Genomic DNA, 25,647 nt, shown 5'->3' on the forward strand with positions numbered 1-25,647 from the left:
CGCGCATGACGACCGTCGTCTCAGGCAGCCCACGGCTTGAGCTGCCCGTCCTCCAGGACCTTGACCTGCTCCTCCACCGCCTGGAGCCGGGAACGGCAGAGGCTCAGCAGATCGGCGCCGCGCTTGTAGCTTTCGAGCAGCCTGTCGAGCGGCAACTGGCCGCTTTCCATGGTCTGCACCAGTTGTTCAAGCTCGGCCAGCGCATCTTCGTAGCGGAGCGCGGGCGCCTCGCAGGCGGCCGTTTCGGGCTTCGCGGGAGTTCGGCTGGCCATCTCGTGTTGTGAAAAGTCAGGGCCGCGATTGTAGACAGGCTGAAGGACCGGACCACCGGGCTCCTCCCGTTGTTGCTACCAGTTGCCCCCTTCGCCCCAGAGAACCACCCCCTGGGTACAATCCTGCGCTCGCTTTTCGGGGATGCCCCGGAAATCCTTCAAACCCGCCACGATTGGCGGGGGGTTGACATTGGTTTTTGGAGATCCTGGGGATCATGTCCGACCTGAGCATCAAGCTTGCCGCGCTCGAACGCAACCGCACCCAGCTGTCGGTTGACACCTACTTCAACGAGGACCTGCTCCGCAGAGAGCAGGAAATCATCTTCCAGCATGGTCCCCGCTACCTCGGGCACGCGCTCGCCGTGCCCGGGGTCGGGGACTACTACGCGCTGCCCCAGGAAGGCGAAGGCCGCGCGCTGGTGCACACCAAGAACGGCATCGAACTGGTGTCGAACGTCTGCCGCCACCGGCAGGCGGTCATGCTGCGTGGCCGCGGCCACGTGAACAGCCACATCGTCTGCCCGCTCCACCGCTGGACCTACGACCTGCATGGCCAGCTGGTGGGGGCACCCCACTTCCCGCAGGATCCCTGCCTGCATCTCAACAATTACCGCGTCCGCGAATGGAACGGCATGTTGTTCGAGGACAACGGCCGGGACGTCCAGGCCGACCTGGCCCAACTCGGCCCCCGCGCCGCGCTGGACTTCGACGGCTACGTGCTCGACCGCATCCACGTGCACGAGTGCGACTACAACTGGAAGACCTTCATCGAGGTCTACCTGGAGGACTACCACGTCGGCCCGTTCCACCCGGGGCTGGGCAGCTTCGTCACCTGCGACGACCTGCGCTGGGAGTTCGGCCGGCACCACTCGGTGCAGACGGTGGGGGTGCACAAGTCGCTGGAGCGGCCCGGCTCGGCGGTGTACCGACGCTGGCACGACGCGGTGCGCGAGTTCAGCGCCGGGCAGACGCCCGCCCAGGGCGCGATCTGGCTCACCTACTACCCGAACATCATGGTCGAGTGGTACCCGCATGTGCTCGTGGTATCGACGCTCTACCCCAAGGGTCCGCAGAAGACCACCAACGTCGTGGAGTTCTACTACCCGGAGGAGATCGTCGCTTTCGAGCGCGAGTTCGTCGAGGCGCAGCAGGCGGCCTACATGGAGACCTGCGTCGAGGACGACGAGATCGCACTGCGCATGGACGCCGGCCGCAAGGCGCTCTTCGAGCGGGGCGACGACGAGTTCGGCCCGTACCAGAGCCCGATGGAAGACGGTATGAAGCACTTCCACGAGTGGTACAGGGCGAGCATGAAGATGGCGAGGTGACATGGGGCACCCGGCGCCACGCGTACGTGGCGCCACCCGCCGAGCGGGTCCCGCGGCCGCTTCGGAGCGGCCGGGCGCTGGCCGCGGGGATGGGGCACCCGGCGCCACGCGTACGTGGCGCCACCCGCCGAGCGGGTCCCGCGGCCGCTTCGGAGCGGCCGCCCACAATAGGGGAATGTCTGCTCCCCTCCTGATGGTCTGCTCGGCCTTCCTGTTCGCGACGATGGGCGTGTGCGTCAAGCTCGCGTCGGCCTACTACGCTGCCGGTGAGATCGTCTTCTACCGCGGCCTCATCGGCGCGCTGTTCATCGCCGGCATCACGCGTGTGCGCGGCGGCACGCTGCGCACGCCGGTGCCGGCGATGCACTTCTGGCGCAGCGTCGTCGGCGTGCTCTCGCTGGGCCTGTGGTTCTACGCCCTCGGCCACCTGCCGCTGGCCACCGCGATGACGCTGAACTACATGTCGTCGGTCTGGATGGCGATGTTCCTGATCGGCGGCGCCGTGCTCATGGGCGGGCGCGACAGCATCGACGGCCGGCTCGTCTCGACCATCCTGCTCGGCTTCCTCGGCGTGGCCCTGGTGCTGCGGCCCACGATGGAAAGCAACCAGCTGTGGTACGGCGTGGCCGGGCTGCTGTCGGGCATGCTCGCCGCGATGGCCTACCTCCAGGTCACCGCGCTGGGCCGCATCGGCGAGCCGGAGTACCGCGTCGTCTTCTACTTCTCGCTCGGCGGCATGGGCGCGGGCGCGCTGTCCATGCTCGCCACCGGCGCGCAGGGCCACACCTGGGGCAGCGGGGCGCTGCTCGTGGCCACGGGCGTGCTCGCCACCACGGCGCAGATGATGATGACCCGGGCCTATGCCATCGGCCATGCACTGTCGAACGCCAGCCTGCAGTACCTGGGCATCGCCTTCGCGTTCGGCTACGGCGTGCTGCTGTTCGACGACGCCGTCACCTGGATGGCCTTGGCCGGCATGCTGCTCATCGTCGGCGCCGGGCTCGGCGCCACCCTCCTGCGGGCGCGCCAGGCGCCCGCCGTCACCACCAGCTCGGTCGAACCATGACGACGACACCCTCCCCGCTCATCTCCCCCGACGCGCTGCGCGCGCTGCAGGCGGCCGGCACGCCGCTGGTGCTGCTGGACTGCGGCTTCGACCTGGCGGACCCCGACGCCGGCGAACGCGCATTCGCCTCGGCGCACCTGCCCGGCGCGCAGTACGTCCACCTCGACCGCGACCTTTCCGGCCCCAAGGATGCCGGCCCCGCGAACGGCGGCCGGCATCCGCTGCCTGCGCGCGACGCGTTTGCCGTGCGGGCAGGCCGCTGGGGTATCGCGCCCGGCGTGCAGGTGGTGGCCTACGATGCCCAGGGCGGGCCGTACGCCGCGCGCGCCTGGTGGCTGCTGCGCTGGCTGGGGCATGCGGACGTCCGCGTGCTCGACGGCGGCCCGGCCGCCTGGCAGGCCGCCGGCGGCACCTTGACCGACGCCCCGGCGGCCGCGGCACCCCAGCCTGCCTACCCGGCCGCCGCCGCGCCGGCCATGCCCACCGTCGACGCACCGCAGCTGCTGCGCAGCCTGGGGCGCGTGCAGTTGGTCGATGCGCGCGCCGGCGAGCGCTTCCGCGGCGAGGTGGAGCCGCTGGACGCCGCGGCCGGCCACATCCCCGGCGCGCGCAACCGCTTCTTCAAGCACAACCTGCAGGCCGACGGCCGCTTCAAGTCGGCGCAGGCGCTCCGGGACGAATGGACGGCGCTGACGGCCGGGCACGATGCCTCGTCGGTGGTACAGCAGTGCGGCTCCGGCGTGACGGCCTGCCACAACCTGCTGGCGATGGCCCACGCGGGGCTGGGCGACAGCGCGCTGTACCCCGGCTCCTGGAGCGAGTGGTCCGCGGACCCGGCCAGGCCGATCGCGATCGGTTGATGATCCAGGTCAACCCGGCCGGCCCGGATTGGCGGAACAGTCGGGCTGGGGCACGATCCAAGTTCCTACCAGTCCATTGACCAAGGAGTACGGCATGTTCAAGCACATCCTGATCCCCACCGACGGTTCCGAGATCACGGGCAAGGCGGTCGAGACGGCGATCAACCTCGCGCGTGCCGTCGGTGCCAAGCTGTCGACCATCAGCGTCAAGGAGCCCTTCCCCTACAGCGCGATCTCCGAGATGCAGCCGGTGCCGCCGCAGGAGTTCTTCGACGCCCAGGAGCGCATCGCCGCCGGCCGCGTGAAGACGGTGATCGACGTGGCGAACGCCGCCGGGCTGCAGTGCACCGGCAGCACGGTCGAGGCATTGCACCCTTGGGAGGCGATCCTGGAGCACGCCGCCCACGAAGGGGTCGACCTGGTCGTCATGGCCTCGCACGGCCGGCGGGGCATGGCGGCGCTGCTGCTGGGCAGCGAAACCCAGCGCGTGCTGATCCACAGCAAGATCCCGGTGCTGGTCGTCAAGTAGGACGACTCCGGTGCATCGGTGCCGCGCAGCCGCGGCGCCGGTGCACGTTCTAGTGCGAGTGGTGCATCCCGTTCATCGCGAGCAGCACGATGGACACACCCGCGACCAGCCAGGCCACCTGCGCGGCCGTGTCGCGCAGCGGGAGCCGCCGCTGCATCTGCGGCAGCAGGTCGGCCACGGCCACGTAGATGAAGCTGCTGGCGGCCACCACCAGCAGGTACGGGAACAGCGCCTTCCACGGCCCCACGACGAAGTACCCGACCACGCCGCCCACCACGGCCGCGCCGCCCGACAGCGCGTTGTAGGCCAGCGCGCGGCGCCGCGACAGGCCGGCGTTGAGCAGCACGATGTAGTCGCCGACCTCCTGCGGGATCTCGTGCGCGATGATGGCCAGCGCCGTCACCACGCCCAGCTGCACGTCGGTCAGGAAGGCGGCCGCGATGATGATGCCGTCGCAGAAGTTGTGGATGCTGTCGCCCAGCAGCACGCTCCACCCACCGCGGCCGGCCTGCTCCGCGTCGAAGTGATGGTGGTGATGGTGGCCGTCGCCCTCGTGGTGGTGGGTGTGGCGGTAGAGCTCCACCTTCTCCAGCAGGAAGAAGAACAGCAGCCCGGCCAGCAGCGTCGCGAACAGCGCATGCGCCTCGGCATCGCTCTCGAAGGCCTCGGGCAGCATGTTCAGCAGCGCCGTGGCCAGCAGCACGCCGGCGGACAGGCTCACCAGGCTCTTCACGACCCGGCCCAGCAGGTGCACCGTCAGGCTGGCCGCGATGGCCACCGACAGCAAGCCGCCGGCCAGCGTGGCCAGGACGATGTACAGCAAAGTCATCGGGACGATGCGGCGGGCGCGTCAAAAAAGGGACCGCATTCTAGATAGAGCCTGAGGGGCGGACGCCACGGTCGCCGCGCCGACTGCCAGCACAATCCTGGCATGGATTCGCAAAGCACTCTGACGTCGGGGCCGTTGGCAGCCATCGACATGGGCTCCAACAGCTTTCGCCTCGAGATCGGCCAGATGCAGCATGGCCGCTACCGGCGCATCGATTACCTGAAGGAGACCGTGCGGCTGGGCGCCGGCCTGGATGACCAGGGCCTGCTGACCGAGGACGCCGCGCAGCGCGGCCTGGCCTGCCTGCAGCGCTTCGCGCGGCGGCTGGAAGGCTTCGAGCCGGCGCAGGTGCGCGCGGTGGCCACGCAGACGCTGCGCGAGGCGCAGAACCGCGACGCCTTCCTCGAGCGCGCGCAGGCCACGCTGGGACTGCCGATCGAGGTGATCTCGGGGCGCGAGGAGGCCCGGCTGATCTATGCCGGCGTCGCGCACCTGCAACCCAGCGACGCGCCCCGGCTGGTGATCGACATCGGCGGGCGCTCCACCGAGATGATCCTCGGCCGCGGACGCGTGCCGGCCACGGCGGAGTCGTTCCGGGTCGGCAGCGTCAGCCTGTCGATGCGCCACTTCCCGGACGGCCGCCTGACCGAGGCGGGCTTCCGCGCCGCGCAGATCGCCGCCGGCGCCGAGTTCGAGGAAGCGCTCGACGCCTTCGCGCCGCGCCGCTGGCAGGAGTCGCTCGGGTCGTCCGGCACGGCAGGCGCCGTGTCGCAGCTGCTCGCGGCCAGCCGCGTCACCGACGGCAGCATCACCCCCAAAGGCCTGCGCTGGTGCATCCAGCGCTGTATCGAAGCCGGCCACATCGACAAGCTCGACCTGCCCGGCCTGAAGGAAGACCGCCGGGCGGTCATCGCCGGCGGCCTGGCCATCCTCTACACCCTGGCCACGCATTTCCGCATCGAATCGCTGCAGCCTGCCCGCGGCGCACTGCGCCAGGGCGTGATCATCGACCTCTACGACCGGGTACACGCGCCGCGCGACGGGCAGGGCGGCGATGTGCGCGAAGGTTCGGTGCGCGAGCTGCAGCAGCGATTCATGGTCGATGTCGCGCAGGCCGAACGGGTGCGCGGCGTCGCGCTGGCGCTGTACCGGCAGCTGTCGCCCAAGGCCGATGCCGACGCGGTGCGCGAACTGGGCTGGGCCTGCGACCTGCACGAGCTGGGCATGATGGTCTCGCACCACGACCACCACCGCCACAGCGCCTACCTGCTCGGGCACGTCGACGCGCCGGGCTTCTCGCAGAACCAGCAGCGGCGCATCGCCGACCTGGCACTCGGCCAGCGCGGCGGCCTGCGCAAGATCGAGGCGGCGCTCGCCAACGAAGGCTTCGCCTGGCAGGTGCTCGCACTGCGGCTCGCCGCGATCGAATGCCACGCACGAGGCGCGTTCCCGGGGCATGCCATCGACCTGGCACGCCAGGCACGCAGCGTCTCCATCCGGTTCCCGGCCGACTGGGCACGGACCAACCCGCGCACGGTCTACCTGCTGCAGGAGGAAGCGCAGGCCTGGCAGCGGCAGGACGCGCTGGAAGTGCGCGTCGAAGGCTGAGCGGCGCCCCTTCCCCCGCGCGGACGCCGCCTGCCGTCAGAGGTGCTCGGGCCCGCGCACGCAGGCCAGCACCACCTCGGTGCTGTCGTTGCGCTCGCGCAGCCGCAGCCACCATACGCCGGCCTTGCGCACGCTCCACGGCTGCACGGTGCCGCCGGTGAGCAGGTAGGACGCCGCCAGGCCCAGCGTCGGCTGGTGCCCCACCACCAGCACCGGATGGCGCGACTCCGGCCAGCGCGCCTCCGCCAGCAGCGAATCGACCGTGCCGTCGGGCGAGAGCCCCGGGGCCGTCTTGAACTTGCGTTCCAGCGCCTGCGCCGTCTGCTGCGCGCGCTTGGCGGGGCTGACGAGGATGCGGGTGCTCTCGGGCAGCACCTGGTTCAGCCAGCTCGCCATGCGCGCGGCCTGGCGCTCGCCCTTGGGCGTGAGGCCGCGGGCCAGGTCGTCGCCGAGCTCGCGCAATTCGAGGGCATCGGCGTGGCGCCAGAGGATCAGGTCCATGGTCGTCCTTCAGCGGGCCGCGGCCCGCGCATCAGCCGCCGAAGCGGCGCATCAGCGCCTGCTGCGCGCTCACGGGCGCGCCGCCGGCCATCACGGGGTCGTAGTGGCCGTCGGTACGCAGCAGCCAGGCTTCGCACGTGTCGTGCAGGTAGGGCACGAGGCATTCGTCGATCACGCGCTGGCGCAGGGCCGCGTCGCGCACCGGCCACGCGACCTCGATGCGCCGGAACATGTTGCGGCTCATCCAGTCGGCGCTGCTGAGGTAGAGGGCCTCGTGCGCATCGTCCTCGCCCCAGCGGAAATAGATCACCCGCGTGTGCTCGAGGAAGCGCCCGACGATCGACCTCACGCGGATCCTGTCGGTGAAGCCCGGCACGCCGGGGCGCAGCATGCAGGCGCCGCGCACCACGAGGTCGATGGACGCGCCCGCCTGCGCCGCGGCGACCAGCCCGTCGATCAGCCCGGGGTCGGTGAGCGCATTGCACTTGACCACCACCCGCGCCGGCCGGCCCGCGCGGGCGGCATCGGCCACCTGCGACAGGTGGCGCAGCATGCGGCCGTGCAGCACGAAAGGCGCGGTGAGCAGGTGCCGCGGCGGCTTCATCGCGGTCAGGCTCGCGAGCTGGTGGAACACCGCGTCGGCATCGGCGGCCAGCGGCTCGTCGGCGGTCAGGTAGCCGATGTCGGTGTACAGACGCGCGGTGCGCGGGTTGTAGTTGCCGGTCGACAGGTGCGCGTAGCGGCGCAGGCGCGCGCCTTCGCGCCGCGTGACGAGCAGCAGCTTGCCGTGCGTCTTGAGCCCCACGATGCCGTACACCACCTGCGCACCGACGGCCTCGAGCCGCTCCGCCCAGTTGATGTTGGCCTCCTCGTCGAAGCGCGCCTTCAGCTCGACGACGACCATCACCTCCTTGCCGCGGCGGGCCGCCTCGATCAGCAGGTCCATCAGCACGCTCTGCGTGCCGGTGCGGTAGATCGTCTGCTTGATGGCCAGCACGTCGGGGTCGTGCACCGCCTCGCGCAGGAACTGCACCACCGGCTCGAAGCTCTCGAACGGGTGGTGCAGCAGCACGTCGCCCCGACGCAGCCGCTCGAAGATCGACTGGCCGCGCGGCAGGCGCAGCAGCGGCCACGCCGGCTCGTAGACCGGGAAGCGCAGGCGGTCGGCCACCGTCTGGTCGATCAGCTGGTTCAGCCGCACCAGGTTCACCGGCCCGTTGACGCGGTACAGCGCCGCGGCCGGCAGCGCGAACTGCTGCAGCAGGAAGGCAGACAGCTCCTCCGGGCAGCTCCTCACCACCTCCAGGCGCACAGCCTGGCCGAAGTGGCGCGTGGTGAGCCCGGAGCGCAGCGCCTGGCGCAGGTTGGTGACGTCGTCCTCGTCGACCTCCAGGTCGGAGTCGCGGGTCACGCGGAACTGCGAAAACGTCTCGACCTCGCGGCCGGGGAACAGGTCCGCCAGATGGGCACGGATCACGCTCGACAGCAGCACGAAGCCCTGCTGCCCCGGCGTGCAGACGGCATCGGGCAGGCGGATCACCCGGGGCAGCACCCGCGGGACCTTGACGATGGCGATGCTGCTCTCGCGGCCGAAGGCATCGCGGCCGCCCAGCCGCACGATGAAGTTCAGGCTCTTGTTGGCCACCAGGGGGAACGGGTGCGCCGGATCCAGCCCCACCGGCACCAGCAGCGGCATCACCTGGCGTTCGAAGAAGCGGGCGACCCACTGGCGCTGCGCATCGTTGCGCTCGGCATGGTTGAGCACGACGATGCCCTCGGCCGCCAGGGCCGGCATCACCTGCTCGTTGAAGAGCACGTACTGCTCGTCGATCAGCGCATGGGCGTCCGCCGACAGCGCCTGCAGGTCGACGTCGGACGCGGAGCCGATCGCCGCCGCCGCCTCGAGGTAGTCGGCGTAACGCACCTCGAAGAACTCGTCGAGGTTCGACGAGACGATGGTGATGTAGCGCAGCCGCTCCAGCAGCGGCACGTCGGGGCGGCGGGCCTGCGCCAGCACCCGGCGGTTGAACGCCAGGATGGCCTGCTCGCGGTTGAGCGGCAGCAGCGTCAGGCCCGGACCGGTCGCAGGCGGCAAGTCAGCAGAGGCATCCGGCATGCAGCCAGTTTATGAAGCTTGTACGACAGATTCATGACATGGCCGGCCGGTGCGCAGCCAGGCGGCCCAGTCGAGGATCTCCAGCCGGCCGTCGGCATGCTCGACCAGCGCGGTCAGGCTCTCCACCCAGTCGCCGTCGTTGGCGTACAGGATGCCGTCGATGTCGCGCATCTCCGCATGGTGGATGTGCCCGCACACCACGCCCTGCATGCCGCGCCGGCGTGCCTCGCGCGCCACGGCGTTCTCGAAGTCGCCGACGTAGCTCACCGCACGCTTCACCTTGAGCTTCAGGTACTTCGACAGGCTCCAGTACGGCAGCCCCAGGCGCGCGCGCAGCGAATTGACGTGGCGGTTCAGCTTCAGCGTGAATTCGTAGAGCGAATCCCCCACGTAGGCCAGCCACTTGGCGCACTGGATCACGCCGTCGAACAGGTCGCCGTGGATCACCCACAGCCGCCGGCCGTCGGCGGTGCGGTGCACCCATTCCTCGGCCACGTCGATGCCACCGAAGTTGTGCTCCACATAGCGGCGCGCGAATTCGTCGTGGTTGCCGGGCACGTAGATGACGCGTGTGCCCTTGCGCGCCTTGCGCAGCAGCTTCTGGATCACGTCGTTGTGGCTCTGCGGCCAATACCACGTGCGGCGCAGCTGCCAGCCGTCGATGATGTCGCCGACCAGGAACAGCGTGTCGCACTCCACCGTGCGCAGGAAGTCCAGCAGCGCCTGGGCCTGGCAGCCGGGCGTGCCCAGGTGCAGATCGGAGATCCACACCGTGCGGAAGCGCAGTCCGCCGGGCGCGGCCTCGGCATGGTCAGGTTCGGCATGCGCGGTCAGCGCGCCGGCGGCAAGGGCATCGAACGCGATTCGCATGGCGCCGGATCATTCCGGTGCCGGATGACGGCGGCGCGGCGGGGGCGTGACGGTGGAGTGACAGGGGGGGCAGGCCCGCCCGCCGGTCGTTCAGTGCGCCTGGTCCCAGTTGGCGCCCACGCCCACCTCGGCCAGCAGCGGCACCTTCAGTTCGGCCACCCCCGCCATCAGGCGCGGCACCTCGGCGCGCGCCCAGTCCACCTCCGCCTGCGGCACCTCGAACACCAGTTCGTCGTGCACCTGCATCACGATGCGCGTGGCCTTGGCGGCGCGGTCGATCTCGGCCTGCACCGCGATCATCGCCAGCTTGATCAGATCGGCCGCCGTGCCCTGCATCGGCGCATTGATCGCCTGGCGCTCGGCCGCGGCGCGGCGCGGGCCGCTGCCACCGGTGATCTCGGGCAGCACGATGCGCCGGCCGAACAGCGTTTCCACGTAGCCCTGCTCCGCCGCCTTGGCGCGTGTCTCGTCCATGTAGCGCTTGACGCCCGCGAAGCGGTCGAAGTAGCGGTCGATGTAGTTCTTGGCGGCCTTCTGGTCGATGCCCAGGTTGCTGGCCAGCCCGAAGGCGCCCATGCCGTAGATCAGCCCGAAGTTGATGACCTTGGCGTAGCGCCGCTGCTCGCTGCTCACCTGGTCGAGCGGCACGCCGAACACCTCGGAGGCCGTCGCCCGGTGCACGTCCCGCCCCTCCGCGAAGGCGCCCAGCAGGCCCGGGTCCTCGCTGATGTGGGCCATGATGCGCAGCTCGATCTGCGAATAGTCGGCGCTGGCGATCACGTGGCCCGGCGGCGCGATGAAGGCCTCGCGCACGCGCCGGCCTTCCGGCGTGCGGATCGGGATGTTCTGCAGGTTCGGCTCGTTGCTCGACAGCCGCCCGGTGACGGCCACCGCCTGCGCGTAGTTGGTGTGCACGCGGCCGGTGACGGGGTTGACCATCAGCGGCAGCTTGTCGGTGTACGTGCCCTTCAGCTTCGACAGGCTGCGGTGCTCCAGCAGCTTGGCGGGCAGCGGGTAGTCGGCCGCGAGCTTCTCCAGCACCTCTTCGTCGGTCGACGGCGCGCCGGTGGCCGTCTTCTTCTGCACCGGAATGCCGAGCTTGTTGAAGAGGATCTCGCCGATCTGCTTGGGGCTGCCCATGTTGAAGGGCTGGCCGGCGATGGCGTAGGCCTCCTGCTCCAGCGCGATCATGCGTTCGGCCAGCTCCTGGCTCTGCCTGGCCAGCACCGCGGCGTCCACCAGCACGCCGTGGCGCTCGATGCGCTGCAGCACCTCGCTGGTGGGCATCTCGATCTGCTCGTACACGTAGCGCAGGCTGGGCTTCACGGCAGGGGTGGCTTCGAGTTGCGGCCATAGCACGCGGTGCACGTCGAGCACCATCTCGCTGTCCTCGCCCGAGTACTTCGTGGCCGTGTCCACGTCGACCTGGGCGAACGGGATCTGCTTGGCGCCCTTGCCACAGATGTCCTCGTAGCTCAGCCCCTTGCGGCCGAGGTGGCGGTCGGCCAGGCTTTCCAGGCTGTGCTGGCGGTGCGCCTCCAGCACGTAGCTCTGCAGCAGGGTGTCGTGCCGCCAGCCGCGCACGTGGATGCCGTGGTTGGCCAGCACATGGGTGTCGTACTTGACGTTCTGGCCCATCTTGCCGGCGGCCTCGTCCTCCAGCCAGGGCTTGAGCCGTGCCAGCACCTCGTCCTGCGGCAGTTGGTCGGGCGCGTCGGCGTAGTTGTGCGCCAGGGGCACGTAGGCCGCCTCGCGCGGCTGCAGCGCGAAGCTGATGCCGACGATGCGCGCGCGCATCGGGTCGAGCGAATCGGTCTCGGTGTCGAGGGCGGCCAGCGGCGCGTGGCGCAGGCGGCCCAGCCAGTCGTCCAGCCGCTCCCAGGTGGTGATGGTCTCGTAGCGGCCCTCGACGGCCGGGGCAGCCTCGCACGCCGTGGCGGCGGGCTGCGACGCATCGCCCGCACCGTCGGCGAAGGGCTCGTCGGGCGTCGGCGCGGGCAGCACGGCGGCCAGGCGCTGCTCGAGCTCGCGGCGGAAGGTCTTGAAGCCGTAGCGGCCGTAGAAGTCCAGCAGCGCGTGCGGGTCGGGCTCGGCGAAGCGCAGCGCATCGATGGCGCTCTCGGCCGGCCAGCCGGCCACGTGCCCGGCGAGGTCGCAGTCGGTGCTGATCGTCACCAACCGGCGGCCCAGCGGCAGCCAGTCGAGCGCCTTGCGCAGGTTCTCGCCGGCCACGCCCTTGATGCCGCCCGCGGCGGCCATCACGCCGTCGAGCGAGCCGTGCTCGGCCAGCCACTTCGCGGCCGTCTTGGGCCCGACCTTCTCGACGCCGGGCACGTTGTCCACGGTGTCGCCGATCAGCGAGAGGTAGTCGACGATGCGCTCGGGCGGCACGCCGAACTTGGCCTGCACGCCGGCCGAGTCGAGCGACTCGTTGCTCATCGTGTTGATGAGCGTCACCCGCTCGTCGACGAGCTGGGCCATGTCCTTGTCGCCGGTCGAGATCACCACCTTGCCGCCGCGCGCCGCCACCGTCCGCGCGAGCGTGCCGATCACGTCGTCGGCCTCGATGCCGGGGATCGACAGCACCGGCCAGCCCAGCAGCTTGACCACCTCGTGGATCGGCGGGATCTGCTGCGCGAGCGGCTCGGGCATCGCGGCGCGGTTGGCCTTGTACTCGGCGTACAGGTCGTCGCGGAAGGTCTTGCCCGGCGCGTCGAACACGCAGGCGGCGTGCGCCGACGGGAACTGCGCGCGCAGCTTCGTCAGCATCGCCACCATGCCGTGCAGCGCGCCGGTGGGGAAGTTGTCGGGTCCGCGCAGGTCGGGCAGCGCGTGGTAGGCGCGGTAGAGGTAGCTGGAGCCGTCGACCAGCAGCAGCGCGGTTTCGGCGGGCTGGAGGGTCTCGGCCATGGCGCCGGGGGCGGAAGTCGTCTCGGTCATGCGGCGATTGTGCGACGGCCTTCGGCCGCAGCCGCCGTCGCTAGAATCGGGCCCCATGACCACCACCCGTTTCCTCCTGCCGCTGGCGGCCCTGTCGGCCTGCGCGGCGCTGCACGGCCCCGCTGCCGCCGAGCCCATCGAGCCCAAGGTGCAGCAGACCGTGATCGAGGACGACGGCGTGCGCATCGAGGAGCTGCGCGTGCGCGGCCAGACGCAGCGCCTGGTGGTGCGCCCCAAGGGGGGCGGCAAGGCGGGCGAATACGAGATCATCCCGGCCGACGGCGCGCGCAACATGTCGCAGGCCGCCGGGGCCAGCCGCGGTGCGGCGGGCCAGCGGGTGTGGAACGTCCTGACGTTCTGACGTGGCCGTCTTCACCGAGGTCTCGCTCGACGAGGCCCGCGCCTTCATCGCCCCCCTCGACGTCGGCACGCTGACGGGCCTGCGCGGCATCGGCGCGGGCATCGAGAACACCAACTACTTCGTCACCACCGACCGCGGCGAGTACGTGCTGACGATCTTCGAGCGCCTGACGTTCGAGCAGTTGCCGTTCTACCTGCACCTGATGCAGCACCTCGCACGCCGCGGCATCCCGGTGCCCGACCCGCACGCCGACGCGGCCGGCGAGATCCTGCACACGCTCAAGGGCAAGCCCGCGGCGCTGGTCGACAAGCTCGAGGGCGGCCACCAGCTCGCCCCCGACCACCATCACTGCGAACAGGTCGGCGGCATGCTGGCGCGCATGCACCTCGCCGGGCAGGACTACCCGCGCCACCAGCCGAACCTGCGCGGCCTGGCGTGGTGGGCCGAGACCGTGCCGCTGGTGCTGCCCTACCTGACGGCAGCGCAGCACACGCTGATCTCCGAGGAACTCGCGTTCCAGCAGGAGCTGGCCGATTCGCCCGCCTTCCAGGGCCTGCCCGCCGGCCCGATCCATGCCGACCTGTTCCGCGACAACGTGATGTTCGCGGGCCTGCCCGGCCACGAGCGGCTCACCGGTTTCTTCGACTTCTACTTCGCGGGTGTCGACAGTTTCCTGTTCGACATCGCCGTGTGCCTGAACGACTGGTGCATCGACCTCGACACCGGCGCGCTGATCGAGGACCGCGCGGCGGCCTTCGTCGCCGCCTACGAGCGCTCGCGCCCGCTCGAGGGCAACGAGGTGCGGCTGCTGCCCGCGCTGATGCGCGCGGCCGCGCTGCGCTTCTGGACCTCACGGCTCTGGGACTTCCACCTGCCGCGCGATGCCGCGCTGCTCCAGCCGCACGACCCCGCGCATTTCGAGCGTGTGCTGCAGGCCCGCATCGACAACCCCTGGCACCCGCCGCGCTGACCGCAGCGCGCCCTGCATTTCATGAGCTTCCATCTCCACGAGGTCGCGCCGCGCCAGGGCTTTGCCTGGACACGCAACGGCTTCCGCGCGTTCTTCCGGCGGCCCATGGCGCTGTCGAGCCTGTTCATCGCCTTCATGCTCGCGGCGCTGCTCGCGATGGCCGTGCCGGCCGGCGGCCTGCTGCTGGTGCTGGCGCTGCCGCTGCTGTCGCTGGGCTACATGATCGCGACCCGCTCCGCGCTGGCCGGCGGGCCGGTGCATCCCGGCCAGCTGATCGAGCCGCTGCGCGGCGCCACCGCCTCGCCCGAGAACGCAGGGCGCCGCAAGGCGCTGTTGATCCTGTGCGCGCTCTACGCACTGGCCACGCTGTGCATCATCTGGCTCAGCGACAGCATCGACGGCGGCCGCTTCGAGCGGCTGCAGGTGCTGATGGCGAGCGGCCAGGCCTCCGAAAGCGCGCAGGCCGAGATCGAGCAGTTGCTGGCCGACCCGTCGCTGCGCAACGGGCTGCTGGTGCGCTTCGGGCTCGCGGCGGTGCTGGCCATCCCCTTCTGGCATGCGCCGGCGCTGGTGTGGTGGGGCGGCCAGGGCGTGCCGCAGGCGCTGTTCTCCAGCACGCTGGCGGTATGGCGCACCAAGGGCGCCTTCCTGATGTACACGGCCGCCTGGGCGCTGGTGATCGGCGCCTTCGGCTTCGTGGCCGCCACGGTCTTCACGCTGCTGGATGCGCGGCAACTCGTCGGCGTGGCCGCGATGCCGGCCGCGCTGATGTTCACCGTGGCCTTCTACGTCTCGCTGTACTTCAGCTTCGTGGACACCTTCGGGGAATTCTGAGTCCCCCGCGCCGGGCGGCTGCGCCCGGCCGCCGGTGGCATTTCTGTCATCGTGACAGGCGTGCCACCGCGCGTTCATGCCTTCGTCATCGACGCCCATCAGCATCGCGGCTGCAAGCCAGCCTCGCGCCAGCCTGATGCGGTGCGCGGCTTCCTTTCCCTCCCACAAGGAACCTGCCTCGATGAGCGCTATTGACCGCGAAGACGTCCCCACCAACACCAGTGCCAACACGCACTTCAACGAGATCGTCGAGCGCGCCCGTTCGCGCCGCGGCTTCCTGAAGACCGGCCTGGGCCTGGGTGCCGTGGGCTTCTTCGGCGCAGGCCTGGCCGCCTGCGGCAGCGATGACAACGACGACGACGACGGCGGCAGCCCCGCGCCGGTGATGCTCGGCTTCGCCCAGGTGGCGGCGAACACGCTGGACACGATCACCGTGCCCGCCGGCTACAAGCATGCGGTCTTCTGCCGCTGGGGCGACCCGCTGTTCCCCGAATCGCCGGCCTGGAAGCCGGACGCCACGAACACCGCCGCCGACCAGGCGCTGCAGTTCGGCGACAACCACGACGGCATGCACTTCTTTCCGCTGGGCAACAGCAGCACGGAAGGCCTGCTCGTGATGAACCACGAGTACATCAACCCCGAGTTCTTCTTCACGCCCGGCGTGCAGTCCGGCGCGACCCCCTGGTCGCTCGAACAGGTGCGCAAGGGCCAGCACGCGCACGGCGTCTCGGTCGCTCACGTGAAGCTGACGAACGGCAACTGGCAGGTGGTGATCCCCTCGCCGTACAACCGCCGCATCCACGTGAACACGGCGATGGCCATTACCGGCCCGGCCAGGGGCCACGCGCTGATGCAGACCAGCGCCGACCCGACCGGCACGGTCTCGCTGGGCACCGTCAACAACTGCGGCAACGGCTTCACGATCTGGGGCACCTACCTCACCTGCGAGGAAAACTTCAACGGCTACTTCGGCACCACCAGCGGCGCCGACACGCGCAACGCCAACATGCGCCGCTACGGCGTGACGGCGGGCGTGTCCAGCTACCGCTGGGAGGAGTTCGACAACCGCTTCGACTACGCCAAGGAGCCGAACGAATCGAACCGCATGGGCTGGATCGTCGAGATCGACCCGTTCGACGCCTCCTCCACGCCGAAGAAGCGCACGGCGCTGGGCCGCATCAAGCACGAGAACGCAGCGCAGACCCTGGCCGCGGACAACCGGGTCGTGGTCTACATGGGCGACGACCAGGCGGACGACTACGTCTACAAGTTCGTCTCGACGGGCAAGTACGACGCCAACACCCCGATGCTCAACCGCAACCTGCTGGAGTCGGGCACGCTGTACGTGGCCAAGTTCGGCGCGGGCGCGACCGCCGGCGACATGATGGGCACGGGCGAGTGGATCGCGCTGGTGCCGTCCACCGCCACCACCGACGGCAGCACGCTCGGCGCCAAGTTCACCGACATCGGCGGCATCCTGGTCAACACCCGCCTGGCCGCCGACGCGGTGGGCGCGACCAAGATGGACCGGCCGGAATGGGTCACGGTGCACCCCGGCACCGGCGAGGCCTACCTCACGCTGACCAACAACAGCGGCCGCAGCGCGACCGACGAGGCCAACCCGCGCGCCGCGAACATCTACGGCCAGATCATCCGCTGGCGCGAGGCCGGCAAGGACGCCGCGGCGCTGACCTTCGAGTGGGACCTGTTCGTGCTGGCCGGCAACCCGGCGCACGCCAACGTCGGCACGGTGCCGCTGCAGGCGGGCTCGTCCAACATCAACAAGGACAACCTCTTCAACAGCCCCGACGGCCTGGCCTTCGACGCCGACGGCCGCCTGTGGATCCAGACCGACGGCAACTTCTCCAACACCGGCAACTACGCCGGCATGGGCAACAACCAGATGCTGGTGGCCGATCCGACGACCAAGGAGATCCGCCGATTCCTGGTTGGCCCGTCGGGCTGCGAGATCACCGGCATCACCTGGACGCCCGACCAGAAGTACGTGTTCGTCAACGTGCAGCACCCGGGCGAGTACGGCAGCCACCCGCGCAAGCCGGCCGTCGATCCGGCGGTCGATCCGCTCGCGTTCTCCAAGTGGCCCGACGCCGCCGGCGGCCGCCCGCGCCCGGCCACCGTGGTGATCTGGAAGGAAGACGGCGGCAAGGTGGGCACCTGAGCGGCCTGCGCTGAAAGACGAAGCCCCCGGCGCCGCGAGGCGCCGGGGGCTTTTTGTCAGAGCTCCGGCGCCGTCGGCGGCGCCACGCGCGGCTTGGCCAGCGTCTCCCAGGCGTAGCCGATGCGGATCAGCGTGCCCTCGGCGAACGGACGGCCCAGCATCTCGAAGGCCACCGGCTCGGCCACCGTGGCGGCGGCGGTCGCCTTCGCGAAGCCGGCCGGGAAGGCCATCGCCGGGAAGCCGCTGAACGGGCTGAGCCGGTTGTTGCTGCCCGAATTGACGCTGGTCCCGTTGAAGCCCTGCAGCACCGGGTAGACGAGCACGTCGTAGGCCGTGCCCTTGCGCGTGCCGGAGGCGAAGTCGACGTTGTCCAGCGCGGCCGTGACCCGCGGGATCACGAACTCGTCGCGCGGCTTCAGGTTGCGCTGCCAGGTCCGGTAGGCCGCGCTCGACGTGTCCGACAGCGCATTGCCGTTGGCCAGGTAGCTGTTGAACGAGCGCAGCACGCTGGCTTCGGACGGGAAGTTCGCCAGCGCCAGCGCGACGTCGGCGGTGGAACGCCAGTGGTTGTCGGCCGTCGAGGCCCACGACGACAGGTAAGCGGTGAGGTCGGCCGAGAACTCGTAGGACGACAGGCTCACGAAGTTGCCGGGGTTGCCCGCGATCGGTGCGGAGGCCGCACCAATGACGATGTTCTTGTCGGTGATCTCCACGTCCTCGACGACCGCCCCGGCCTCCTTCATCTTCGTCAGCGCCGCTTCCAGCGTGTCAAGGAAGGCCTGGTTCGCCGCGGTGGGGGTGGGGAACATCGAACGCACCACCCCGATGCGCGCGCCCTTCAGGCCGTCGGCCTTGAGCTCGCTGGTGAAGCTGCGGGGCAACTGCGTCATCTGGGCGTACGAGGCGGCGTTGGCCACCAGCGGCGCGTCGTAGGCCTTGGCCGAGCGCTGGCCGCTGAACGGGCTGGCGTCGTAGCCGACCATGCCGTCGAGCAGCAGGGCGCAGTCGGGCACGTTGCGGCACATCGGGCCGGCGGTGTCCTGCGAATGCGCCAGCGGCACGATGCCGTCCTGGCTGACGAGGCGCAGCGTCGGCCGGATGCCGATCAGCCCCTCCACCGCCGACGGCACGCGCACGGAACCGCCGGTGTCGGTGCCGATGCCCACCATCGCGAGGTTGGCCGCCACCGCGGTGCCGGTGCCGGACGACGAGCCGCCCGGGCTGTTCGCGGTGATGTAGGCATTCGCGACGCGCCCGCCCAGCGCCGAGGCGCCACCGAAGCCGAACGCGAACTCGTCGAGGTTGGCCTTGGCGATGATGATCGCGCCCTGCGCGCGGATGTTCCTGACGATGAAGGCATCGTCGGGCGGCTGGTTGGCGGCCAGCGCGAGGGAGCCCGCGGTGGTCGGCATGTCGCCGGTGTCCACGTTGTCCTTGACGATCACCGGCACGCAATGCAGCGCGCCGTTGGTGCGGCCTTGCTCGAAGAAGCGCTTGTCCAGCGCGTCGGCCTCGGCCAGCGCGTTCGGGTTGGCGAGGATCACGCTGCGCAGCTCGGGGCTGGACGGAAAGGCGTCGCTCTTGGCCTTGTCATAGGCGGCGATCCGGCTCAGGTAGCCCTGCACCACGTCGCGGCAGGACACCTGGCCCTGGCGCATCGCGGCGTGGAACTGGGCGACGCTGGTCTCGACCAGCGGGAACGGCCGGCGGTTGGGATCGAGGGTGACACGGTCGTCGTCGTCGCCGCCGCAGGCGGCGAGCACGGCGAGCATCAACGCGCTGGCGCTCCAGGCCAGCCCACGGCGGCCGGCAGAGGTGTTGTTCTTCGAGGGGGCGATCATCCTGGTACGGCTCCTGCGCCAGTGCCGGCGCCTCACCGCGAGGAAGACCGTCACACTGGCAAGCCCAGGGCGATTGCAAGGCACGTGCCAGCGCCTGCCGCCAGGATGGGGCGTGCGCTCAACCCATGTTCACCAGCGCCGCGGTGGCCCGGCGGACGATGGGCAGCGCGAGCAGCAGCGTCGGAAAGGCGACCAGCCACGACAGGCCCCACGAGCCGAGCCAGACCCGCACGAGGTCCGGCCCCCAGCCCACGCCGCGGAACGTGCTGATGAACGAGACGATGAAGGTCATCATCACCGACAGCAGCAGCGGCATCACGATGCCGGCGTACCGGGCCGGCAGCTTGGGGATGCCGAAGACGATGGTGCCGGGAGGGCGGGGGGAGCGGTCCATGGGCCGGGTCATTCCACAGGGGTCAGCTTGGCGACCGACAGCGCCAGCCACTTCATGCCGTGGCGGCCGAAATTGACCTGGGCGCGTGCGTCGTCGCCCTGGCCCTCCAGCGTGAGCACCACCCCTTCGCCGAACTTGGTGTGGAACACCGCCTGGCCGGTGCGCAAGCCGTGGCTCGGAGCCTTGGGCACCAGCGCCGGCGCGGCGGGCCGGGGCTCGATGCGGCCCGCGCCGACCATCGAGCCCATGCCCGCGCCGCGCTGCCAGGCCTGCTGGTACTCCCGTGCATAGCCGGAGCCGAAGCCCTGCTGGCGGGGCGTGAGCCACTTCAGCGCATGCTCGGGCAGCTCGTCGAAGAAGCGGCTCTTGACGTTGTAGCGCGTCTGGCCGTGCAGCATGCGCGTCTGGCTGAAGCTGAGGTAGAGGCGCTGGCGCGCCCGTGTGATCGCGACGTACATCAGCCGGCGCTCCTCTTCCAGCCCGTCGCTGTCGGAGAGCGCGTTCTCGTGCGGGAACAGGCCCTCCTCAAGGCCGGTGATGAACACCGCGTCGAACTCCAGGCCCTTGGCCGAATGCACGGTCATCAGCTGCACCGCGTCCTGGCCGGCCTGGGCCTGGTTGTCGCCGGCCTCCAGGGAGGCGTGGGTGAGGAACGCGGCCAAGGGCGACATGATCTCGCCGGTTTCGGCGTCGGGTACCCGGTCGGCCGCCGGGGCCGGCGCGTCGTTGGCGAGCGTGCCGGGGCCGTGCTCGTCGACCGGCAGCGCCACCGCGTCCTTGCCGAAGCCCTCCTGGGTGACGAAGGCCTCGGCCGCGTTGACCAGTTCCTCCAGGTTCTCGATGCGGTCCTGGCCTTCCTTCTCGGTACGGTAGAAGTCCAGCAGGCCCGAGGCCTGCAGCATCTGCTCGATGATCTCGCGCAGCGTCAGGCCGTGGGTGCGCTCGCGCATCGCATCCACCAGCGCGACGAACGCCGCCAGGTTGGCGCCGCCCTTGCCCGCGACCGCGCCCACGCTCTGGTGGAGGCTGCGGCCGCTGCTGCGCGCCGCGTCCTGCAGCTGCTCGATGGTGCGCGCCCCGATGCCGCGCGCGGGGAAGTTCACCACCCGCAGGAAGCTCGTGTCGTCGTTCGGGTTCTCGATCAGGCGCAGGTAGGCGAGCGCGTGCTTGACCTCGGCCCGCTCGAAGAAGCGCAGCCCGCCGTAGACGCGGTAGGGGATGCCGGCGTTGAAGAGCGCGCTCTCGATCACCCGGGACTGCGCATTGCTGCGATAGAGCAGCGCGATCTCCTTGCGGTCAATGCCGCCGCGGTGCAGCTGCTGGATTTCCTCGAGCACCCACTGCGCCTCGCCGAAGTCGCTGGTGCTCTCGACCACGCGCACCGGCTCGCCCGGGCCGGCCTCGGTGCGCAGGTTCTTGCCCAGCCGCCGGCTGTTGTGGCCGATCAGCTCGTTCGCGGCATCCAGGATGTTGCCGAACGAGCGGTAGTTCTGCTCGAGCTTGATGACGTGCTCGACGTGGTACTCGCGCTCGAAGTCGGCCATGTTGCCGACCTGCGCGCCGCGGAAGGCATAGATGCTCTGGTCGTCGTCGCCGACCGCGAAGACGCTCTGGCCCCGCCCCGGCGGGGCGAACATCTTCATCCAGGCGTACTGCAGGCGGTTGGTGTCCTGGAATTCGTCGACCATCACGTGCGTGAACCGGCGCTGGTAGTGTTCGCGCAGCGGGTCGTTGTCGCGCATCAGCTCGTAGGTGCGCAGCATCAGCTCGGCGAAGTCGACCACGCCTTCGCGGGCGCACTGCTCCTCGTAGGCCTCGTAGATCTCGACCAGCTTCGCGGTCTGCGCATCGCGCAGCTCCACGTCGCGCGGGCGCAGGCCCTCCTCCTTGCTGCCGGCGATGAACCACGTCACCTGCTTCGGGACGAAACGCTCCTCGTCGAGGTTCTTCGCCTTGATGATGCGCTTGACCGCCGAGAGCTGGTCGCCGCTGTCGAGGATCTGGAACGACTGCGGCAGGCCGGCGAGCTTCCAGTGGGCCCGCAGGAAGCGGTTGCACAGGCCGTGGAAGGTGCCGATCCACATGCCGCGCACGCTGACCGGCAGCATCGCCGACAGGCGCGTCAGCATCTCCTTGGCCGCCTTGTTGGTGAAGGTCACGGCCATCACGCCGCCGGGCGACATGTGGCCCTGCTGCAGCAGCCAGGCGATGCGCGTGGTCAGCACCCGCGTCTTGCCGGAACCCGCGCCGGCCAGGATCAGGGCCGGCACGGCCGGCAGCGTGACCGCGGCATGTTGTTCGGGATTCAGGTTGCGCAGCAGCGGGTCATCATGCATGGCCCGATTCTAGGAGTCGGGCATGGCATGCTGGCCCCATGGCCTGGCCTCCGCTGTTCGCCCCACGCCGCCCGCCGCGGCCCGCCCTCAACCTCGCGCTCCAGGGCGGCGGCGCGCACGGGGCGTTCACCTGGGGCGTGCTCGATGCGCTGCTGGAGGCGGACCGCTTCGAGATCGCGGCCCTCTCGGGCACCAGCGCCGGCGCGATGAACGCCGTGCTGCTCGCGCACGGGCTGATGGCCGGCGGCCCCGCGGGCGCGCGGGCCGCGCTGGAGGCGTTCTGGTCGGGCATCGGCTCCCATCTGCCCTTCGAGTGGCTGACCGTCGGGCAGGACGATGCGCTGGCGCTCAACCCGCTGGCGCGCCTGCTGATGCGCTGGGCGCAGACGCTCTCCCCGCACGAGCTGAACCCGCTCGGCCACGACCCGCTGCGCGACCGGCTGCGGCACATCGACTTCGAGGCGCTGCGCCACCCCGGCCGGCCGCGGCTGGCGATCGCCGCGACGCACGCCAACAGCGGCCGGCTGCAGGTGTTCGACAACGAATCGTTGACGCTGGACGCGCTGCTCGCCTCGGCGTGCCTGCCGGCGCTGCACCACACGGTGACGATAGCCGGGGAGCCCTACTGGGACGGCGGCTACAGCGCGAACCCGGCCGTGTTCCCGCTGCTGCGCGACAGCCGCTGCGCGGAAGACACGCTGCTGGTGCTGCTCGCGCCGCGCTGCCATGCCCACACGCCGCGCAAGGCGGCCGAGATCCGCGAGCGCGCCGTCGACATCGCCTTCCAGGCGCCCTTCCTGCGCGAACTGGGCCTGCTGCACGAGCTGCAGTCGGCGATGCGCAGCGGCTGGTGGCCGCGGTCCGGGCTCGAGCGGCGGCTGGCGCAGGCACGCTGGCACCTCGTCGACGGCGCGCCGGTGCTGGCGGCCCTGCACCGCGAGACGCGGCTGATCGCCCACCTGCCCTTCCTGCACCGGCTGCGCGACGCAGGCCGGGCGGCGGCCGGCGCGTGGCTGGCCGGGCCGGCGGCGGCGGTGGGGCGACGCAGCGGCGTGGCCCTGCCCGACGTGCTGGGCGCCCCGGCGGATCAGCCGTCGTCGCCGGGCGTCGGCGGCCCGGCCGGCCTTTCGTAGCGGCCGAGCTGGAAGAAGATCCACGCCGCCATCATCGACAGCAGGCCGACGCAGACGTAGGTGCCGTGGAAGCCGTGCAGCAGCGCCTCGCCCCGCCCGGCGCCGGGATTGAAGGCCAGCAGCAGGCTGGCGGCCGCGGCCACGCCCAGGCTCATCGACAGCTGCTGCACCACCGACAGCAGGCTGTTGCCGCTGCTGGCCGTGGCGTCGCCCAGGTCGCTCAGCGTGAGCGTGTTCATCGCGGTGAACTGCAGCGAGTTGACGACGCCGAACACCGCCAGGTGCCCCAGGATCACGGCGTGCGGCGTGCCCGGCCCGATGAGGCCGAAGCCCGCGATCATCGCGCCCAGCAGCAGCGTGTTGACCACCAGCACGTTGCGGTAGCCGAAGCCGCTGATCAGCCGTTCGGCGAAGCGCTTGGCCACCATCGCGCCGATGACGGTGGGCACCATGCTCATGCCGGCCTTGGCGGGCGCGTAGCCGAGCCCCACCTGCAGGAAGAGCGGCGTCAGGAACGGCATCGCGCCGCTGCCCAGCCGCGAGAAGAGGTTGCCGGCGATGCCCACCGAGAAGGTCGGGATGCGGAAGAGCTGGGGGCCGAACAGCGGCTGCGGCGTGCGCACCGCGTGCAGCCAGTAGGCGCACATCGCCGCCAGCCCCGCGGCCAGCATCAGCATCGAGGTGGCGGTGCTCATCGCGCGCTCCCCCAGGCCCTGCAGCGCGAGCGACACCATCACCAGGCCCAGCGAGAACAGCACGAAGCCGCGGCCGTCGAACGTCAGCGCCCCGGGCGCGCGCAGGTCGGGCATGTAGCGGGTGGCAGCCAGCACGCCGGCCACGCCCACGGGGATGTTGATGAGGAAGATCCAATGCCAGCTCGCCACCTCCACCAGCCAGCCGCCCAGCGGCGGGCCGACGAGCGGGCCGATCAGCCCCGGCACCGAGACGAAGGCCAGCGTCTTCAGCAGCTCGGCCCGCGGGAAGCTGCGCAGGATGGCGAGCCGCCCCACGGGCAGCATCAGCGCGCCGCCCGCGCCCTGCACCACCCGCGACGCCACCAGCAGCGGCAGCGACGGCGACAGCGCGCACAGCAGCGAGCCGAGCGAGAACAGCACGATCGCCGTCATGAACACGCGCCGCGTGCCGAAGCGGTCGGCCAGCCAGCCCGACACCGGGATCAGCAGCGCGCTGGTCAGCATGTACGACACCACCACCGACTGCATGCGCAGTGGGCTCTCGCCCAGGCTGCGCGCCATGCTGGGCAGCGCGGTGTTGAGGATGGTGGCGTCCAGCGTCTGCATGAAGAACGCGATGGCGGCCAGCCAGGGCAGGAGGCGGCGGGTGGTGGGGTCGAGCACGGGGCGATAGTCCTGGGCCCGGCAGGGCCATCCAGCGGGCGCCGAGTCTAGGGCGGCGCGTAGAATCAATCACCGGGCCCAAATTTTGGTGCCCGGTTTTTTGTGGGCACTCCACGTGCTCCGCCGGGCTCCAAGTCAAGCGCTCGCTTTGACCTCTCTTCCTGGAGCCTCGTATGCAACAACCCCCACGCTCTCTTCGTTCGCTGCCCCCCGCGGGGGTGCGTCAGTGCCTTCGGGCGGCCGGGCGGCACTGACATGGAAATCTTCGACTACGACAACGTCCTGCTGCTGCCGCGCAAGTGCCGCGTCGACAGCCGCAGCGAATGCGACACCTCGGTGGAGTTCGGCGGCCGCCGCTTCCACCTGCCGGTGGTGCCGGCCAACATGAAAACGGTGGTGGACGAGCCGATCAGCCAGTGGCTGGCGGCCAACGGCTACTTCTACGTGATGCACCGCTTCGACGTCGACAACGTCGCCTACGCGAAGCGCATGCGCGACAAGGGCCTGTTCGTCTCGATCAGCTCGGGCGTCAAGCCGGCCGACTTCGAGGTGATCGACCGCCTGGCCGCCGAGGGCGTGGGCGCCGACTACGTCACCATCGACATCGCGCACGGCCACGCCGAGAGCGTGCGCCGCACGATCGAGCACATCAAGCGGAAGCTGCCGAAGACCTTCGTGATCGCCGGCAACGTGGGCACGCCCGAGGCGGTGATCGACCTGGAGAACTGGGGCGCCGACGCGACCAAGGTGGGCATCGGCCCCGGCAAGGTGTGCATCACGCGGCTGAAGACGGGCTTCGGCACCGGCGGCTGGCAGCTCTCGGCGCTGAAGTGGTGTGCGCGGGTCGCCACCAAGCCGATCATTGCCGACGGCGGCATCCGCGACCACGGCGACATCGCCAAGAGCGTGCGCTTCGGCGCCTGCATGGTGATGATCGGCTCGCTGTTCGCGGGGCACGAGGAATCGCCCGGCCAGACGGTCGAGGTCGACGGCCGGCTCTACAAGGAGTACTACGGTTCGGCGTCGGACTTCAACAAGGGCGAGTACAAGCACGTCGAAGGCAAGCGCATCCTCGAGCCGGTGAAGGGCAGGCTGGCCGACACGCTGCGCGAGATGCGGGAAGACCTGCAGAGCTCGATCAGCTACGCCGGCGGCACCGGGCTGGCCGACGTGCGGCGGGTCAACTACGTGATCCTCGGCGGCGACAACGCGGGCGAGCACCTGCTGATGTAGCCCGCCCCTGCCGCGTATCGCGATTTTTGGGGATGTGAGCGCCGCGCCAACCAGCGCATCCTGCCGGACTCGCCCGCACTGGCGCGGGT

21 protein-coding genes are annotated in these 25,647 nt (G+C 70.4%); 11 read left to right on the top strand and 10 right to left on the bottom strand.

Annotated elements, in window-relative coordinates; translation table 11 throughout:
- Positions 1 to 20 precede the first annotated feature (20 nt).
- Positions 21 to 272, bottom strand: coding sequence for an exodeoxyribonuclease VII small subunit (gene xseB / locus V4F39_RS05665; protein WP_332288334.1), 252 nt, complete (start codon positions 270 to 272; stop codon positions 21 to 23).
- Positions 273 to 487: 215 nt separating this feature from the next.
- Between xseB and V4F39_RS05670 the strand changes: the two genes are divergently transcribed.
- The 4 genes from V4F39_RS05670 to V4F39_RS05685 all read left to right on the top strand — a co-directional run bounded on the left by V4F39_RS05670 (position 488) and on the right by V4F39_RS05685 (position 4,055).
- Positions 488 to 1,600, top strand: a complete 1,113-nt coding sequence (locus V4F39_RS05670) for an aromatic ring-hydroxylating oxygenase subunit alpha (protein WP_332288335.1) — start codon at positions 488 to 490, stop codon at positions 1,598 to 1,600.
- Positions 1,601 to 1,775: 175 nt separating this feature from the next.
- The gene (locus V4F39_RS05675; RefSeq protein ID WP_332288336.1) at positions 1,776 to 2,666 is read left to right on the top strand and encodes a DMT family transporter; all 891 of its coding nucleotides are present in this window, start codon (positions 1,776 to 1,778) and stop codon (positions 2,664 to 2,666) included.
- A complete protein-coding gene (locus tag V4F39_RS05680) occupies positions 2,663 to 3,526 on the top strand; it encodes a sulfurtransferase (RefSeq protein ID WP_332288337.1) in 864 nt (287 codons plus the stop codon). The genes V4F39_RS05675 and V4F39_RS05680 overlap by 4 nt, the downstream gene beginning before the upstream one ends.
- Before the next feature lie 94 nt (positions 3,527 to 3,620).
- A complete protein-coding gene (locus tag V4F39_RS05685; RefSeq protein ID WP_332288338.1) occupies positions 3,621 to 4,055 on the top strand; it encodes a universal stress protein in 435 nt (144 codons plus the stop codon).
- A gap of 49 nt (positions 4,056 to 4,104) precedes the next feature.
- On the opposite strand, the gene V4F39_RS05690 is transcribed toward V4F39_RS05685, so the two are convergent.
- Positions 4,105 to 4,884 carry a ZIP family metal transporter gene (locus tag V4F39_RS05690; RefSeq protein WP_332288339.1) on the bottom strand — a complete coding sequence of 260 codons (780 nt, stop codon included), beginning with the start codon at positions 4,882 to 4,884 and terminating at the stop codon, positions 4,105 to 4,107.
- A 102-nt stretch (positions 4,885 to 4,986) separates the two neighbouring features.
- Between V4F39_RS05690 and ppx the strand changes: the two genes are divergently transcribed.
- Positions 4,987 to 6,492, top strand: coding sequence for an exopolyphosphatase (ppx, locus tag V4F39_RS05695; RefSeq protein ID WP_332288340.1), 1,506 nt, complete (start codon positions 4,987 to 4,989; stop codon positions 6,490 to 6,492).
- 36 nt (positions 6,493 to 6,528) lie between these two features.
- Here ppx and sixA read toward each other — a convergent pair whose 3' ends face one another.
- From sixA to polA, 4 genes are all read right to left on the bottom strand, one after another.
- Positions 6,529 to 6,993, bottom strand: a complete 465-nt coding sequence (sixA, locus tag V4F39_RS05700) for a phosphohistidine phosphatase SixA (RefSeq protein ID WP_332288341.1) — start codon at positions 6,991 to 6,993, stop codon at positions 6,529 to 6,531.
- Positions 6,994 to 7,024: 31 nt separating this feature from the next.
- Positions 7,025 to 9,109 carry a polyphosphate kinase 1 gene (ppk1, locus tag V4F39_RS05705; RefSeq protein ID WP_378235083.1) on the bottom strand — a complete coding sequence of 695 codons (2,085 nt, stop codon included), beginning with the start codon at positions 9,107 to 9,109 and terminating at the stop codon, positions 7,025 to 7,027.
- A gap of 9 nt (positions 9,110 to 9,118) precedes the next feature.
- A complete protein-coding gene (locus V4F39_RS05710) occupies positions 9,119 to 9,979 on the bottom strand; it encodes a UDP-2,3-diacylglucosamine diphosphatase (RefSeq protein ID WP_332288343.1) in 861 nt (286 codons plus the stop codon).
- Between the two features lie 90 nt (positions 9,980 to 10,069).
- Positions 10,070 to 12,919: a DNA polymerase I gene (polA, locus tag V4F39_RS05715; RefSeq protein WP_378235084.1), complete on the bottom strand. Its 2,850-nt coding sequence runs from the start codon at positions 12,917 to 12,919 to the stop codon at positions 10,070 to 10,072.
- A gap of 55 nt (positions 12,920 to 12,974) precedes the next feature.
- On the opposite strand from polA, the gene V4F39_RS05720 reads away from it, so the two are divergent.
- The 4 genes from V4F39_RS05720 (at position 12,975) to V4F39_RS05735 (ending at position 17,263) form a co-directional block, all read left to right on the top strand.
- Positions 12,975 to 13,280 (top strand): hypothetical protein, encoded by a 306-nt coding sequence (locus V4F39_RS05720; RefSeq protein ID WP_332288344.1) that lies wholly within the window; start codon positions 12,975 to 12,977, stop codon positions 13,278 to 13,280.
- A 1-nt stretch (position 13,281) separates the two neighbouring features.
- Complete coding sequence (locus V4F39_RS05725) at positions 13,282 to 14,250, top strand: homoserine kinase (protein ID WP_332288345.1); 969 nt, start codon at positions 13,282 to 13,284, stop codon at positions 14,248 to 14,250.
- 21 nt (positions 14,251 to 14,271) lie between these two features.
- Positions 14,272 to 15,084: a BPSS1780 family membrane protein gene (locus V4F39_RS05730; RefSeq protein ID WP_332288346.1), complete on the top strand. Its 813-nt coding sequence runs from the start codon at positions 14,272 to 14,274 to the stop codon at positions 15,082 to 15,084.
- 181 nt (positions 15,085 to 15,265) lie between these two features.
- Positions 15,266 to 17,263 carry a PhoX family protein gene (locus V4F39_RS05735; RefSeq protein ID WP_332288347.1) on the top strand — a complete coding sequence of 666 codons (1,998 nt, stop codon included), beginning with the start codon at positions 15,266 to 15,268 and terminating at the stop codon, positions 17,261 to 17,263.
- A gap of 56 nt (positions 17,264 to 17,319) precedes the next feature.
- Here V4F39_RS05735 and V4F39_RS05740 read toward each other — a convergent pair whose 3' ends face one another.
- The 3 genes from V4F39_RS05740 to V4F39_RS05750 form a co-directional block, all read right to left on the bottom strand.
- Positions 17,320 to 19,104, bottom strand: a complete 1,785-nt coding sequence (locus V4F39_RS05740; RefSeq protein WP_332288348.1) for an amidase family protein — start codon at positions 19,102 to 19,104, stop codon at positions 17,320 to 17,322.
- 118 nt (positions 19,105 to 19,222) lie between these two features.
- Complete coding sequence (locus V4F39_RS05745; RefSeq protein ID WP_332288349.1) at positions 19,223 to 19,498, bottom strand: DUF2798 domain-containing protein; 276 nt, start codon at positions 19,496 to 19,498, stop codon at positions 19,223 to 19,225.
- Between the two features lie 8 nt (positions 19,499 to 19,506).
- Positions 19,507 to 21,834 carry a UvrD-helicase domain-containing protein gene (locus tag V4F39_RS05750; RefSeq protein ID WP_332288350.1) on the bottom strand — a complete coding sequence of 776 codons (2,328 nt, stop codon included), beginning with the start codon at positions 21,832 to 21,834 and terminating at the stop codon, positions 19,507 to 19,509.
- Between the two features lie 38 nt (positions 21,835 to 21,872).
- On the opposite strand from V4F39_RS05750, the gene V4F39_RS05755 reads away from it, so the two are divergent.
- Positions 21,873 to 22,967 carry a patatin-like phospholipase family protein gene (locus V4F39_RS05755; RefSeq protein WP_332288351.1) on the top strand — a complete coding sequence of 365 codons (1,095 nt, stop codon included), beginning with the start codon at positions 21,873 to 21,875 and terminating at the stop codon, positions 22,965 to 22,967.
- On the opposite strand, the gene mdtD is transcribed toward V4F39_RS05755, so the two are convergent.
- Entirely contained in the window at positions 22,922 to 24,325 is a 1,404-nt protein-coding gene (mdtD, locus tag V4F39_RS05760; RefSeq protein WP_332288352.1) for a multidrug transporter subunit MdtD, read from the bottom strand. The genes V4F39_RS05755 and mdtD overlap by 46 nt on opposite strands.
- A gap of 255 nt (positions 24,326 to 24,580) precedes the next feature.
- Here mdtD and V4F39_RS05765 point away from each other — a divergent pair, with 255 nt between their 5' ends.
- Complete coding sequence (locus tag V4F39_RS05765) at positions 24,581 to 25,558, top strand: GMP reductase (RefSeq protein ID WP_332288353.1); 978 nt, start codon at positions 24,581 to 24,583, stop codon at positions 25,556 to 25,558.
- The last annotated feature ends 89 nt before the right edge of the window (positions 25,559 to 25,647 follow it).

Origin of the sequence: Aquincola agrisoli, from assembly GCF_036621135.1 — a bacterium.
Lineage (GTDB): Bacteria > Pseudomonadota > Gammaproteobacteria > Burkholderiales > Burkholderiaceae_C > Aquincola > Aquincola agrisoli.

Excerpts from the sequence above, each read along its gene's own strand:
- sixA (WP_332288341.1), bottom strand. The coding sequence starts at position 6,993 with ATGGACCTGATCCTCTGGCGCCACGCCGATGCCCTCGAATTGCGCGAG.
- V4F39_RS05750 (WP_332288350.1), bottom strand. The coding sequence starts at position 21,834 with ATGCATGATGACCCGCTGCTGCGCAACCTGAATCCCGAACAACATGCC.
- V4F39_RS05745 (WP_332288349.1), bottom strand. The coding sequence starts at position 19,498 with ATGGACCGCTCCCCCCGCCCTCCCGGCACCATCGTCTTCGGCATCCCC.
- xseB (WP_332288334.1), bottom strand. The coding sequence starts at position 272 with ATGGCCAGCCGAACTCCCGCGAAGCCCGAAACGGCCGCCTGCGAGGCG.
- V4F39_RS05765 (WP_332288353.1), top strand. The coding sequence starts at position 24,581 with ATGGAAATCTTCGACTACGACAACGTCCTGCTGCTGCCGCGCAAGTGC.
- V4F39_RS05755 (WP_332288351.1), top strand. The coding sequence starts at position 21,873 with ATGGCCTGGCCTCCGCTGTTCGCCCCACGCCGCCCGCCGCGGCCCGCC.
- polA (WP_378235084.1), bottom strand. The coding sequence starts at position 12,919 with ATGACCGAGACGACTTCCGCCCCCGGCGCCATGGCCGAGACCCTCCAG.
- V4F39_RS05680 (WP_332288337.1), top strand. The coding sequence starts at position 2,663 with ATGACGACGACACCCTCCCCGCTCATCTCCCCCGACGCGCTGCGCGCG.
- V4F39_RS05670 (WP_332288335.1), top strand. The coding sequence starts at position 488 with ATGTCCGACCTGAGCATCAAGCTTGCCGCGCTCGAACGCAACCGCACC.
- ppk1 (WP_378235083.1), bottom strand. The coding sequence starts at position 9,109 with ATGCCGGATGCCTCTGCTGACTTGCCGCCTGCGACCGGTCCGGGCCTG.
- V4F39_RS05690 (WP_332288339.1), bottom strand. The coding sequence starts at position 4,884 with ATGACTTTGCTGTACATCGTCCTGGCCACGCTGGCCGGCGGCTTGCTG.
- V4F39_RS05675 (WP_332288336.1), top strand. The coding sequence starts at position 1,776 with ATGTCTGCTCCCCTCCTGATGGTCTGCTCGGCCTTCCTGTTCGCGACG.
- V4F39_RS05740 (WP_332288348.1), bottom strand. The coding sequence starts at position 19,104 with ATGATCGCCCCCTCGAAGAACAACACCTCTGCCGGCCGCCGTGGGCTG.
- V4F39_RS05710 (WP_332288343.1), bottom strand. The coding sequence starts at position 9,979 with ATGCGAATCGCGTTCGATGCCCTTGCCGCCGGCGCGCTGACCGCGCAT.
- V4F39_RS05720 (WP_332288344.1), top strand. The coding sequence starts at position 12,975 with ATGACCACCACCCGTTTCCTCCTGCCGCTGGCGGCCCTGTCGGCCTGC.
- V4F39_RS05735 (WP_332288347.1), top strand. The coding sequence starts at position 15,266 with ATGAGCGCTATTGACCGCGAAGACGTCCCCACCAACACCAGTGCCAAC.
- ppx (WP_332288340.1), top strand. The coding sequence starts at position 4,987 with ATGGATTCGCAAAGCACTCTGACGTCGGGGCCGTTGGCAGCCATCGAC.
- V4F39_RS05685 (WP_332288338.1), top strand. The coding sequence starts at position 3,621 with ATGTTCAAGCACATCCTGATCCCCACCGACGGTTCCGAGATCACGGGC.
- V4F39_RS05730 (WP_332288346.1), top strand. The coding sequence starts at position 14,272 with ATGAGCTTCCATCTCCACGAGGTCGCGCCGCGCCAGGGCTTTGCCTGG.